Origin of the sequence: Oceanobacillus sp. FSL K6-0251, assembly GCF_038004725.1 — a bacterium.
Classification (GTDB): domain Bacteria; phylum Bacillota; class Bacilli; order Bacillales; family Amphibacillaceae; genus Oceanobacillus; species Oceanobacillus oncorhynchi.
Map to the genome: position 1 here is coordinate 2,631,171 of NZ_JBBORS010000001.1, position 13,315 is coordinate 2,644,485.

A 13,315-nucleotide genomic window follows, 5' to 3' on the forward strand; every position below is an offset into this window, starting at 1 on the left:
TTCTGACCAGAATCTGCATTCCTCACCCGTTTATGCTTATGCACTTTCCTTTGGTAACTTCTCATTTCCTTCTTGAACGGTACCGTCCTGGAAAACAAGTTTTGGACTTCCATCTTCCTGGATAACAGTGTCCTTTGTAATGATGCATTTTTCTACGTCTTCTCTAGAAGGAAGGTCGAACATAACATCTACAATGATTCCTTCTATGATAGAACGAAGTCCGCGTGCACCAGTCTTCCGTTCAATAGCTTTCTTAGCAATTTCGATAAGCGCATCCTGTTCAAATTCAAGCTCGACATTATCAATTTCAAACAGCTTTTGATACTGTTTAACAAGTGCATTCTTTGGTTTAGTCAAAATTTCAATCAGGGCATCTTCATCCAGCGGAGTAAGACTGCCAATTACCGGAATACGTCCAATAAATTCTGGGATTAAACCATAGCGTAATAAATCTTCCGGAAGAACTTTAGACAGCAATTGTGCTGTATCCAATTCTTCCTGCTCTTCATTTGCACCAAAACCAATTACTTTTTTACCTATACGACGCTTGATTACTTGATCAATACCGTCAAATGCACCGCCGACAATAAATAAAATATTGGTTGTATCGATTTGGATAAATTCTTGATGCGGATGCTTCCTTCCACCTTGAGGAGGTACGCTTGCTACTGTTCCTTCTAAGATTTTTAGAAGCGCCTGCTGTACGCCTTCTCCGGAAACATCTCTTGTAATCGATGGATTTTCAGATTTTCTTGCTACTTTGTCAATCTCATCAATATAAATGATTCCTTTTTCTGCTTTTTCTACATCATAATCAGCAGCTTGGATCAGTTTGAGAAGAATATTTTCTACATCCTCTCCTACATATCCTGCTTCTGTTAATGATGTTGCATCAGCCATTGCAAATGGTACATTAATAATTCTTGCTAATGTTTGAGCTAAGAGTGTTTTACCGCTTCCTGTAGGCCCAATCATGGCAATATTACTTTTAGAGATTTCTACATCCCCATTATGCATGCCGGAATTAACACGTTTGTAATGGTTATATACTGCTACAGAAAGATTTCTTTTGGCTTTATCTTGACCAATTACGTAATCATCAAGTGTATCACAGATTTCTTTTGGCTTTGGAATCTCATTCATTTCCATGCCTTCCTCGGTGCCAAGCTCTTCCTCAACGATTTCTGTGCATAATTCAATACATTCATCACATATATAAACACCGGGACCAGCTACCAGCTTTCGTACTTGTTCTTGGCCTTTGCCACAAAAAGAACATTTTAATTGTCCTTTTTCTTCATTAAATTTAAACATTACTTTTCGCCGCCTTCCTCAACAATCTCTGAGACTTTCCTAACACATTCGTTACATATATAAACGCCAGGGCCAGCTACTAATTTCTGAACTTCTTTTTCGTTCTTCCCACAAAAAGAGCAATTTGATTGTCCCATCCCGGCTTCTAAATTCAACATATTCATTCACTCCTACATGTGCCGTATCGGATTAGCAGTCAGCTTTATAATTCATCATATCAGATACAAATAGAAATACAAAACAATATACTTTTTATATTTTCTAAAGATAATCCTATGATAAGTGTGTCTATACAGTATGAATCAATTCTTTTAAATGTCAACTATTTGCAATTCCATCTGTATAGTATACTTTATATCCTGGAACAAATACCGCTTTTGACAAAATCTTCGTTTATTCGACACTGTCCTAATTAACAGGAAAGACAAGGCACGTCTCTCGGCGCACCTTGTCTTATTTATCCTCTTTTTTCACTTGTTTATAAAAATTATTTTGTTTTGCTGTTTTCAGCTAAGAATTCAATTGCAGCACGCATTTTTAAATCATTTTCTAATGTTTCTGTGGAACCGCCAAGCATTTGTAGAAGCTGTTCTTTCTCAACTCCGTACATAGAGCCCATTTTTTCAAGCTCTGCATCGATATCCTCTTCTGTAGCTTCAAGATTTTCAGCTTCAGCAATTGCTTCTAACGTCAAGTTAGTTTTTACACGCTTTTCAGCATCTTCACGCATTTGTTCTTTCAAAGCATTCTCATCTTGTCCTGAGAATTGGCTGTACATTTCTAATGTCATGCCTTGCATTTGAAGCTGTTGTTCAAATTCGCGAACCATCTGATTTACTTCTGTGTCTACCATTGCTTCTGGAATCTCTACCTCGATATTATCTGAAGCTTGTTGAAGTAATTCTTCACGCTGTTCATTTTCAGCTTGTTGTTTTTTGTTTGTTTCCAGTTCTTCACGTTTTTTTGCTTTCAATTCATCAAGTGTTTCTACTTCTTCATCAACATCTTTTGCAAATTCATCATCCAGTTCTGGTAATTCTTTTGCTTTTACTTCATGAATTTTCACTTTAAAGACTGCGTCCTGACCAGCTAAATCTTCCGCATGGTACTCTTCAGGGAAAGTGATTTCTACTTCTGTTTCATCACCAGCTTTTTTACCAATCAATTGTTCTTCAAAGCCAGGGATAAATTGTCCGGAACCAATTTCCAGTGAATGATTTTCACCTTGTCCGCCTTCAAAAGCAACGCCATCTTTGAATCCTTCAAAATCGATAACAGCAGTATCGCCGTCTTCGATTTCGCTATCTTCTTTTACAACTAATTCTGCTTGGCGTTCACGAAGATTTTCGATTTCCTGTTCTACATCTTCATCAGTTACTTCTACAGATTTTTCTTCCACTTCTAAACCTTTATATTCACCAAGTTTCACCTCTGGTTTCACTTCTACTTCCGCAGTGAAAACAAGCGGTTGTCCTTTTTCAATCTGATCAATGTCGATAGAAGGCTGTGCAATTGGGAAAATCTCAGCTTCATCAACTGCTTTAGAATAAGCACTAGGAAGTACAATATCTACTGCGTCCTGATATAGAGATTCTACGCCAAAGCGTTTTTCAAAAATACTGCGTGGAATTTTCCCTTTACGGAAACCAGGAATCTGAACATCCTTCGATACCTTTTTGAACGCTTGGTCTAACGCTTGATCAAAGTCTTCAACAGATACTTCAAACGTTAATACTCCTTTATTACCTTCTTGTTTTTCCCATTTTGTTGTCATTATTATTCCCTCCAAAATCAAATCTATCATTGCATTTCATTATTCATTTGATCAATCATTTTTCCTGATTTACAACCACCTCATTATAACACATATCTTTTGTGTTTCAAGCATTTTACTACCTACTCTTCAATGATACTTAAATAAAGCGAGTTACAAATTTTTATAGACTCTATCCATGATTGGGCAGTTTCATTCAATTCGTCCAGCTGCAAATCCAGCTGTAAATAGTCATTTCCAAGAATATAGACGGCTTCTGCAAAAGAAAACATATCACTCTCTTTCGGTGTAAATGGATAAGTCACGTAAAAGTATCGATATACAAGCTGCTCAATCAAATTTAATAGAGATGGATTGGCTTCTGCTCTTTTTTCTAATTCTTCCGTTATAGCTATATAGCTTTTCTCTTCAGATATCTGGATCAATTCCGTCGGCTGAGTAACCATCATTGCCTCAAATTTATGTATGTAGACAGATCTTTCTACGCCTGTTTCTTTGAACCATTCTAATAAAGCAGTTTTAATAACAGGATGCACTTGAGGATTTTCAAGCAGTCTGATATTTTCTTCCTCCGGATTTGCCTGTATCCGCCGAAGGTTATCAATGATATTCCATTGCTTCAGATAATCATCATCCCTTACAGCTTCCTTAAGTTCTTTCATAAAACTGACGGCATTATCTTCATCGATCCCAATCTTCATATTGCCGCTCATTTCATATAACTGCTGAAAAGGCTCTTGAAGCATGTCAGGAATCATATTATGCTCAAATTCTATTTCTAACAAATCCATCAAATGCTGATACTGGCTTGTTTGAAAAAGAATGGTTAAATAAATATGGAAGTAATGATAATAATGTGCGTCTTTTCTGGCCAGCAGTTCTTCACTGAGCTGCTCTGCATCCTTATACTTTCCTAATTCCATCAAACACATTAATTTACCAATGTATATTTCATGGCTTCCTTCATGATATGCAATCAGACTGTTTAATTTATCTAATGCCTCTTTGTACCTTTTTTCCTTTAATGCATGCAAACCTTCTTCTTCCAATTGTTTTTTCGTATTCGGAAATAATATCACTTTAGCACTATCTTTCATTTGTTCACCTCTATTCTGGGTTTCCAAAAATTTTCTTCAAATCTGTTATACCCTATCCTGCACTATTTAAACTATTTTTTTCAGATTATATCTGCAGCAGGTTTAACCTTCCTGTCTCATTATCATGTTACCCTTAAAAAAGCAGCGGGTCTATATTAATTTGCAAAAGATAGTTAAATTCATTTTAGGCACTTCATCAAAATCTATGCATTATAAATCATTCGTGATATAGATGTAAGCTGCTGCACCCGAAAAATAACGTCAGCTAGTTTCTTTCTTAACTGAATTTATTCATATCCCTGCAAGCCCAGTTTTTAATATAGAGCCAATTATCTTTTTCTAGAAACCAAAAAAGCTCAAAACCTTATTAATTGAGGTTTTGAGCTTTTTAAACTGTTTACGTCCCAGGCAGGATTCGAACCTGCGACCCACAGCTTAGAAGGCTGTTGCTCTATCCTGCTGAGCTACTGGGACATGATGGAGCGGGTGAAGGGAATCGAACCCTCGTCATCAGCTTGGAAGGCTGAGGTTTTACCATTAAACTACACCCGCAATTACCGTGTTTTATGTATGAAATGATGTGCACCGTTTTTAACGGACAAGTAATATTATATGTGGGATAGAAGTTTTTGTCAACAGATTTTTAATTTTTATTTCTCGGCTTCATAAAAATGACGAAAACCCTCGGTACACAAGGGAAAAACAGCTTGAAAATTCTCTAGTGAAAGCAATAAAAGCAGTTCACATTCTCTTTTCAGAAAAATATGAACTGCTTTTATCTTATTTATCACGGAGAGTCGTCCATAACATTATCAATGTATGAAGTTTCGTTTTACAAAGAAGTACGATAGCTCATATCTTCTATTTTTCCATCTTTTAAAGTGTAGAAGTCTACCTGCACTTCATCTGTATTTTCCCAGCTTAAAACAGCGTATGTTTTTTCCACACGATTTCTAGGCATACGAATACTCCCTGGATTGATAAATAATTGATTCCCCATTTTTTGAGCACCGGCAATATGGGTATGACCAAAGCATACGACATTTGCAGCATACTCTTCTGCTGCATAGGATAGGTTGGTCAAGCTTCCTTTCACTTGGTGAAGATGACCATGCGTTACAAAGAAACGAAGACCATTTAAATCTAACATTTCTTGTTCTGGATAAAGCGAATCAAAATCACAATTTCCTCCAACTTTATAAAAAGCGCTCAACTCTGCCGCATCAAAATCCAGCTCCGAATCACCGCAATGGATGTATAAATCTGCAGCATGCTTTTCCGTCATTTCTTCCAGTTCTTTCGTCAACCCGTGACTGTCACTTGTAATCAGTACGCTTGTCATTATACTCCTCCTCTTTATTCCTTAGAGCAAATGTATATTTTGTTCCAATTGATTCATCGCTATTTTCCGATGGCTGATTTGATTTTTTTCAGCCGGATCCAGCTCTGCCATTGTTTTTTCATAACCCTCCGGTACAAAAATAGGATCGTAGCCGAAACCATTTTCTCCACTCTGTTCCGTTTGAATATGACCTTCACAATACCCAGTTACAAACAACGGCTCCTGACCAGGCTGAGCAATTGCTAAGACACAGACAAAGCGGGCTCCGCGTTCGCCTTCAGGAATTTCCTTCATTTCCTCCAGAACCTTATCAATATTCGCTTGATCATCTGTCGGTTCGCCGGCATAACGGGCGGAATACACTCCGGGTCTTCCTTCTAAACTGTCAATAACCAGCCCTGAATCATCAGCCAGCACTGTCTTTTGGAAACGATTAGAAATTTGCTCCGCTTTGATAGCTGCATTTTCTACAAAGCTCTCCCCTGTCTCCTCAATATCTGGAATGTCCTCGTCTAAATCAAGCAGGGAAACTACCTCAATATGATGAGGAGCAAAGAAATCTCTAAATTCTTTTACTTTTCCTTTATTTTTTGTTGCAATAATAATCTTCTTCATGGTATCTCCCCCAATGAAATCAGTCTTGGTTAACCAAATCTGCAATAGAGCCAAGCGTTTCTTTCTGCTGGCTGATCAATTCCTGAATACCTTGCTCACCTAAACCGAGCATCGCTTGTAATTGCTTTGGACTAAATGTAGCTTCTTCTCCAGTTCCCTGCAGTTCTACAAATTCCCCTTTACCAGTCATCACAATATTCATATCGACATCCGCTGTACTGTCTTCCTGATAATTCAGATCAAGTACCTCACATCCCTCAGGCAATACACCAACTGAAATTGCCGCTAAGAAATCAGTTAAAGGAAGCTCCTTCAGCACTTTCTTTTCAACAAGCTGATGAAGTGCAATTGCCATAGCGACATAAGCACCTGTAATGGAAGCTGTTCTAGTTCCGCCATCCGCTTGAATAACATCACAATCAATCCAGATGGTCCGTTCCCCGATTTTGGAAAGGTCTACAACTGAACGTAGTGCTCGTCCAATCAAACGTTGAATCTCCATCGTTCTGCCGCTCACTTTTCCTTTAGAAGATTCACGAATATTACGCTGCTCTGTTGCACGCGGCAGCATTGCATATTCCGCTGTAATCCATCCTTTTCCCTGGCCTCTCATAAATGGCGGCACTCTATCTTCAATACTCGCATTACAAATAACCTTTGTCTGGCCCATTTCAATTAATACAGACCCCTCCGGATGTGTAATATAGCCCGGTGTTATTTTTATCGGCCGCAATTCATTTGGTTTTCGATTATCCTGTCTTTCCATCTATTTTCCTCCTTATTTCACATTACATAGCTTATCATATTTTCGAAAAAAGAAACATGAGAATGCTGTTAAAAGAAGTATGTATCTTCAAATTATCCGTTCAAAGAAAAAAGCACCTCAAGAACAGGTAAACTGCTCTCCAGATGCTTCATCGCACATTGCAATCCTTTTATAATTCTTCACTTGGTGTATATATATCTGCTGACACCGGTGCAGAATAAGGCTCTCCATTTTCATTAAATACTTCATCCACATTTTCAACCTGAACATTTACCGCATCGATGTTTGGCCGCTGCGTTAACGTTCTGACCATAGTCTCCATCACTTCATCTGAGATAATATTTTGCTCGGAATCCATCAGGATACCTTCATTAAATGTCAGATGGACAACTCCTTCCTCTATAACCGGATCTGCTGTCAAGGCTGCTTCCGGGCTAAAAACATTCACAACATGATTTTGATAGCCTGGACCGTCTACCAGTTCATTCACAACGCCTGTTAAATCATTTTCATCATCCATCTCGACATATTGTGTAACAGGAACATAATAACGGTTATTTTCCTGTTCTACCGGATAAAACATGGTAACTGGACTACTGTTAAAATAGTCTAATGTATCATTATTGGTCAAATTGATTCCCTTTGCCCGTGTATAGCCATTATTGATCGGTGTACCATTTACTGGCATTTCCTTTAAATCGACTCCATCCACCCGAAGCTTGACCTTATTAACATTCTCAAATTGTGTCAGCGTGTGTGTAACAGCTTCTAAAATAGGAAGCTCAGATGCTGCTTCATAATCGGAAAATTCTCCGGATAAATCTACGACAATTGTACCGTCTTCTTGAAGATCAATGCCAAGGACCTCTGTATCCTCCGGAAGCACAGCTTGGAAGCCGTTTGGCAGCATTGGAGTGATTGGACCGCCTTTAACCATATATTCAATAACTTGCTGCGCCACTTGATTTGTTTCAGGAATTGGAAGCTCAATCATTTGTGAGGCAACCATCCCGTTTGAATCAATTAAATACAACTCTCTAGAAACCGTATCTTCTGCTTCCTCAGGAGGAGCTGCAGCATCTTCCTCGTTTGCTGCTTCATCATCTGCTGTTTCTTCCCCATTTACTGCTTCTGCATTTTGCGGAGGATCCACCTCTTTTGATGACTGTTCTCCTTTAAAACATCCTGCCAACAAGACTAATATTCCAAAAGCCACGATTAATCGGATTATCATTTTACTCATGCAACTACCTCCCAAGATGGTTTGTACTATTAATCATACGAGCCCACCCCGAGAAATAGACCATGATTTAGATAGTTTATAAAGGAAGTTTCATTTTATATCTGAAAAAAGACCACATAAACTGAAACTTTAATCAGTGGAGGTTTCGACGCATGGCTCTTTACGATGGAGCGAATAATCGCAGCAATGTTGTCAGGTTAATATGCAGCTGTGAGAAAAAACTCCTATGCAAAGATTCACTCTCATCTGCATAGGAGTTAAAGCTACTGAGATTAAACATGACGCAAATCTGCATGTTTAATTGTCAGCACACCAAAATTACTATCTTTAAAAATCTTCTGTGTGATTTCGATAAAAATATTCAAATCTCCTGTCGCATAAAATTCATGGGGCGGCATCGGGTCATCGCCATTCGCAATTTGATGAATATCTAATGTTGTACTCGTCTCTCTTGCCGTTTCTTCACTGGAAGAAATAACAGTAATTTTCTCTCCTGCCACCGCTTGAATAGTATCCTTTAATAGTGGATAATGCGTACAGCCTAAAATCAATGTATCCATTTGATCATGCTCTAAAATAGGCACCAGGGTTGTTTCCACTACTTGTTTTGCTTCCGGCCCGTCCAGGATCCCTTTTTCCACCATCGGAACAAAAGCAGGGCAAGCTAAAGAAATAACCTCAATATCAGACTTGATTTGACGTAGTGCATAACTATATGCACCGCTCTGCACCGTTCCTTCTGTTCCAATTACACCGATATAATTATTCTCCGTAGATTTGATTGCAGCCCTCGCGCCAGGCTTGATAACGCCAATAACCGGAATATCCAATTTTTCTTGTAACTCTTCTATTGTAAATGCGGTTGCCGTATTACAAGCAATCACAAGCATTTTTATATTTTTTTTAAGTAAAAAACGGACCATTTCCCATGTGAATTGTTTTACCTCTTCTTTCGTTCTCGGTCCGTATGGGCATCTTTCTGTATCTCCTAAGTAAATAAGCGGCTCTTTAGGCAGCTGTCTCATTAGTTCATGAACAACCGTTAACCCGCCCACTCCTGAATCTATTACACCAATTGGCTGTTCCAAAGCGCTCTCTCCCTTTTTGCTATTGCTACTTCTCATTAACTTGCTTCATTTCATCATGCAAAAAGCCTAACAAATCATTCAACGTTTCTTTCTGCTCATCTGAAAATGAAGATAAAACATCCTGCAAATATTCCTGACGTTTTTGGATTACTTCTTCAATAATATGCTTCCCTTTTTCCAGAAGATGGATGCGCACCACGCGCCGGTCATTTGTATCGCGGACACGCTCTACTAATTCATTTTTCTCTAAACGGTCAACTAAGTCTGTCGTCGTACTAAATGCATGGCTAATACGGTTCGACAATTCGCCAACGGTCAAATCTCCTTCTTCCAGCAGCCACTGCAAGGCAATAAACTGCGGCGAAGTAATCGGATAATGATGTAATATTTTCCTGCCATTTTGTTTAATCATGCCAGAAATATACCTTAATTGTTTTTCCATTTTATTCACTGCTTCTACATCTTTATTCTTTTCCAATTCTTTATTTTTTTCCACATTGATACCCCCTAAAAGTAAGAATTGCTCCTGGTATTTTAACACTAATTAAATAGCAATGGTTATGAAGTCATTTTCTTGCTGCTTGTATTACATAGTAAACTAAAAATCGCTTCTTGAAAACTTTTTTAAAGCCGTCCAAGGCAAATACCTTTAAAAATGTACGCACTCTTTTGTTTCAGCCTTCATAAGCTATATCGACTAAATAATTTCCCTTCATGATGCAGTTCTATAAAGCAAGGAGGGGGTAACATTTGAAGGATAATGGGTATAAACCGAAGCAGCTGCTGACCAAACGCGAGAAAGAAGTGTTTGAACTATTGGTACAAGATAAAACAACAAAAGAGATTGCCCAAGAGCTATTCATCTCAGAAAAAACTGTGAGGAACCACATTTCAAACGCGATGCAAAAACTGGGGGTAAAAGGCCGTTCACAGGCTGTTGTTGAATTGCTTCGCATGGGCGAATTAAAACTGTAAACACACAAAAAAGAAAAAATGATACACCAGCATGTCGTTCGAGATCAAAATACATTTATTTTCTTTTTTATTCTATTTTTGTTTTGAACTCAAATCAATACATGCATTCAGTGGTGAGATGCTAAGGCAGGACTCACCATACAATCGTATACTTTATCGTCATTCCTTACAGGTATAAACTAAGGCTATATGAAGGTGCTTTTTAGTCTGAGCTTTGAAAAAAGAGCTCAGACTTTTTATTTTTAAAAGTAATGAAAGGTTTAACAATCAAATGCTCGCCGCATAATAAATCTGCCCCTTCAGATTTTATATAAGAAAAAGCCACCCTATTTTCAGGGTGACTTTTATACTATTTATCTTTTTAAAAGCCTACTTGCTCTGCAGCATACGTAGCATGCTCATTGCTGAACCCTTCAAACACGAGCTGATCATTCAAGCCGCTTTTGGAAAAACTGGAATAAGACAAATAATCTTCTGCTGTTAATACTGCTTGCTCCTGCCAATTTACATCTAATTGACTGACTGCATTCACCGCATGTTCATTGCTGAATCCTTCAAATTCCAGCTGTTCTACCAAGCCGCTTTCTGAAAAGCTAGTAAATGCTATATAATCCTCTGCCGATAAAACTGCTTGTTCTTGCCAATCTGCATCCAATTGATTGACTGCATAAACAGCTTCTTCATTTGTAAATCCTTCAAATTCCAGTTGTTCTATCAAACCGCTTTCTGAAAAAGCTGTAAAATTTAAATAATCGCCAGCTGCGCTCACTGCATTTTGTTGAGAGAAGCTTTCTCCAGATGCTTCCTCTTCAACAAGTTCTTCTTCAACTTCTTCCGGTTCTATCACTTCAGCCAGATCCTCTTCTGCCTCTTCGGATTCCTCCACTTCAGCCGGATTCTCCTCTGCTTCTTCAGGCTCCTCCGCTTCAACCGTTTCTTCCTCTATTTCTTCCGTTTCTTCAAGCTCCTCCGCTTCAGCAAGTTCTTCTGCTTCTTCAGACTCTTCCTCCTCGGCAGCTTCTTCCTCTGCTTCTTTAGTCTCCTCCTCATTATTCATTTCATCTTGATCCGGTTCTTCTGCTGCCTCTCCTTCATCCCCGCAACCGCTTAAAATTGCTGCGGCTGCGATTATCGCGATTAGAAAAAACTGCCATTTTTTCAAAACACGCTTTCTTTCTTTTGACATATTGATCACCCCTGTATATGTAATAAGTAAATTTTACCATATATAATCAAATAGTAATAGATAGTATTTATCTTTTTTATAACTAAAAAATTTTCTTAAATTAATTAAATTACATATGAATAGGAATATCCTTTCCTTATTCTGCATTTCTTTTTCATTTTTCTTTAGCTCCAGAGAATATCTCACCTATTTATTAAACCATTTCTTTTCTATTCCTATCCAACATCTAAATTTGCTGCTACAGGCTTTCAAGAAATGTATTTTGACTTTTTTAGTTTTTCACGTCTCCCTTATTAAGGTTACAATTGATTATAGATTTTTATATGAATAGTCGCTATTTGTTACATTCCATTTCAAGTAACACATTGTTACTGTAAAATATAGTTATAGGGAGGATAAAAATAAATGCTTAATCAAAGATTAGCAGCATTAAGGAATGAAAAGAAAAATACCCAACAAGAAATATCAATTATTATTGGTGTCACTCGCCCTGCATATACTGCTTATGAAAAAGGAACAAGAACACCAGATTATAATTTAGTAGTTAAATTAGCTGACTATTTCGAAGTAAGTGTGGACTACCTGCTAGGCAGGACAGATAATAGAAATTTAGAAAATGAATTCAATCCAATCTCGGAAATCAGTCGTTTGATTAAAGAATATAGGGTGGAGTGTTCGAGATTCCACGAGATTGATCGATGGGAGGCAATGGGCCCGGATGAAATGAAAGAATTAGAGAAATATTTTACATACATTACAGATATGGCTATGAAGAAACAAAAGTATAATAAATAAACTATAAAACTGGGGGACGAAATGATGGGAATTTTAGATGGTTTAATGGGAAATGCTTCAAACGTAGATGAAAAGGAAATCATGAAAGAATACGAGCAATTATTTATTGAAGGGGAAGAAGTAAGCGCAGCTTTTAAAGTTATTCGTGATTTATTTATTTTCACCAATAAACGTCTGATTTTGGTTGACAAACAAGGTTTAACCGGCAAGAAAACAGAATATCATTCCATACTGTATAAAAGCATCTCCCATTTCAGCGTGGAGACTGCCGGACATTTTGATATGGATGCGGAACTTAAAATATGGATTTCAGGCGGAGTCAATCCGCTTGTTTCTAAAACATTTAAGAAAGACACTAATATTTATGATATTCAAAAAGTTCTTGCTTCAGTAGTAGTTTAAATTCATTTAGAAAAAATTAGCTACTAACTAGAAGAAAGGAATTAAAAACTAAGAAAGCTCTTTGAAAGCAGCGAAAACAGAAGAGCTAAATAATGCGCAAGCTGGATGGACGATAAAAAACTATCATCCATCCAGCTTTTTCTATTTAGACGTTCAGCCTGGCTATTCATTCTCTTCGTGTCCATCTAGTTTGAACGCGATTAATATAGATCATGTCTCCAGCAGCTTCTGCTTTAATGCATCAGACAGCTTTTTTGGGGCTTTCTTTTCTGTATCAATATAAACTAGCCTTCCTCGAGCTGTCAGGATGGCCTCCTCTTCTCTCATCACCTTATAGTGAATATCAAAAGAAGTATTGCCGACAGATGCTGTTTTTACATAAACACGAATATCATCGCCAAAATAGAGCTCCTTCAGATAATTACATTGCAAATCAGCAACAATAATTCCGTCTTTTTGACGCATATCCTTTGATAAAAAACCGATACTGTTTAAATAGGCAATACGCGCTTCTTCAAAATAAATAAATGGGGAAACATTATTCACATGACCATACATATCTGTTTCAGAAAATCGGACAGATATAGGGATATAGAAAGAAAAATCTTTCTCCCATGCCGAAAAATCTTCAATATAAGGAATACGGGGCATACAACTTTTTCCTCTCTCTTGTACAATTTTATATCAATCTCTATCTTTTAATTAAAACGTTTTCATT

The 13,315-nt window shown here is 37.6% G+C and carries 14 protein-coding genes, 2 tRNA genes and 1 pseudogene; 3 read left to right on the forward strand and 14 right to left on the reverse strand.

Annotated features, from left to right (window positions below):
• Positions 1 to 36: 36 nt before the first annotated feature.
• From clpX to MKY45_RS13290, 12 genes and pseudogenes are all read right to left on the reverse strand, one after another.
• Positions 37 to 1,314: an ATP-dependent protease ATP-binding subunit ClpX gene (clpX, locus tag MKY45_RS13235; protein ID WP_042534419.1), complete on the reverse strand. Its 1,278-nt coding sequence runs from the start codon at positions 1,312 to 1,314 to the stop codon at positions 37 to 39.
• A 14-nt stretch (positions 1,315 to 1,328) separates the two neighbouring features.
• Positions 1,329 to 1,472 (reverse strand): annotated as a pseudogene (locus MKY45_RS13240) (ClpX C4-type zinc finger protein); the annotation flags it as partial.
• Between the two features lie 329 nt (positions 1,473 to 1,801).
• Positions 1,802 to 3,088, reverse strand: a complete 1,287-nt coding sequence (tig, locus tag MKY45_RS13245) for a trigger factor (protein ID WP_042534420.1) — start codon at positions 3,086 to 3,088, stop codon at positions 1,802 to 1,804.
• 122 nt (positions 3,089 to 3,210) lie between these two features.
• Positions 3,211 to 4,185 carry a tetratricopeptide repeat protein gene (locus MKY45_RS13250; RefSeq protein WP_042534421.1) on the reverse strand — a complete coding sequence of 325 codons (975 nt, stop codon included), beginning with the start codon at positions 4,183 to 4,185 and terminating at the stop codon, positions 3,211 to 3,213.
• A gap of 400 nt (positions 4,186 to 4,585) precedes the next feature.
• Positions 4,586 to 4,659 (reverse strand) — tRNA-Arg (locus MKY45_RS13255).
• Between the two features lie 4 nt (positions 4,660 to 4,663).
• Positions 4,664 to 4,737: transfer RNA gene (locus MKY45_RS13260), tRNA-Gly, on the reverse strand.
• Between the two features lie 280 nt (positions 4,738 to 5,017).
• Positions 5,018 to 5,527 (reverse strand): metallophosphoesterase, encoded by a 510-nt coding sequence (locus MKY45_RS13265; protein WP_042534422.1) that lies wholly within the window; start codon positions 5,525 to 5,527, stop codon positions 5,018 to 5,020.
• Between the two features lie 21 nt (positions 5,528 to 5,548).
• Entirely contained in the window at positions 5,549 to 6,142 is a 594-nt protein-coding gene (locus MKY45_RS13270) for an XTP/dITP diphosphatase (RefSeq protein WP_042534423.1), read from the reverse strand.
• Between the two features lie 19 nt (positions 6,143 to 6,161).
• Positions 6,162 to 6,908 carry a ribonuclease PH gene (gene rph / locus MKY45_RS13275; RefSeq protein ID WP_042534424.1) on the reverse strand — a complete coding sequence of 249 codons (747 nt, stop codon included), beginning with the start codon at positions 6,906 to 6,908 and terminating at the stop codon, positions 6,162 to 6,164.
• A 169-nt stretch (positions 6,909 to 7,077) separates the two neighbouring features.
• Positions 7,078 to 8,151: a GerMN domain-containing protein gene (locus MKY45_RS13280; RefSeq protein ID WP_042534425.1), complete on the reverse strand. Its 1,074-nt coding sequence runs from the start codon at positions 8,149 to 8,151 to the stop codon at positions 7,078 to 7,080.
• Between the two features lie 272 nt (positions 8,152 to 8,423).
• Complete coding sequence (gene racE / locus MKY45_RS13285) at positions 8,424 to 9,239, reverse strand: glutamate racemase (protein WP_042534426.1); 816 nt, start codon at positions 9,237 to 9,239, stop codon at positions 8,424 to 8,426.
• A 25-nt stretch (positions 9,240 to 9,264) separates the two neighbouring features.
• A complete protein-coding gene (locus MKY45_RS13290) occupies positions 9,265 to 9,681 on the reverse strand; it encodes a MarR family winged helix-turn-helix transcriptional regulator (protein WP_175297093.1) in 417 nt (138 codons plus the stop codon).
• Between the two features lie 308 nt (positions 9,682 to 9,989).
• Between MKY45_RS13290 and MKY45_RS13295 the strand changes: the two genes are divergently transcribed.
• Positions 9,990 to 10,214: a helix-turn-helix domain-containing protein gene (locus MKY45_RS13295; RefSeq protein ID WP_040981732.1), complete on the forward strand. Its 225-nt coding sequence runs from the start codon at positions 9,990 to 9,992 to the stop codon at positions 10,212 to 10,214.
• Between the two features lie 361 nt (positions 10,215 to 10,575).
• Here MKY45_RS13295 and MKY45_RS13300 read toward each other — a convergent pair whose 3' ends face one another.
• Positions 10,576 to 11,400, reverse strand: coding sequence for an Ltp family lipoprotein (locus MKY45_RS13300; RefSeq protein ID WP_341173008.1), 825 nt, complete (start codon positions 11,398 to 11,400; stop codon positions 10,576 to 10,578).
• Between the two features lie 405 nt (positions 11,401 to 11,805).
• Between MKY45_RS13300 and MKY45_RS13305 the strand changes: the two genes are divergently transcribed.
• Both MKY45_RS13305 and MKY45_RS13310 read left to right on the forward strand, forming a co-directional pair.
• Positions 11,806 to 12,195, forward strand: coding sequence for a helix-turn-helix domain-containing protein (locus MKY45_RS13305; protein WP_193062341.1), 390 nt, complete (start codon positions 11,806 to 11,808; stop codon positions 12,193 to 12,195).
• A gap of 24 nt (positions 12,196 to 12,219) precedes the next feature.
• Positions 12,220 to 12,597, forward strand: a complete 378-nt coding sequence (locus MKY45_RS13310; protein WP_193062402.1) for a PH domain-containing protein — start codon at positions 12,220 to 12,222, stop codon at positions 12,595 to 12,597.
• Between the two features lie 210 nt (positions 12,598 to 12,807).
• Here the strand turns inward: MKY45_RS13310 and MKY45_RS13315 are convergent, their stop codons facing one another.
• A complete protein-coding gene (locus MKY45_RS13315) occupies positions 12,808 to 13,248 on the reverse strand; it encodes an acyl-CoA thioesterase (RefSeq protein ID WP_042534428.1) in 441 nt (146 codons plus the stop codon).
• Between the last annotated feature and the right edge of the window lie 67 nt (positions 13,249 to 13,315).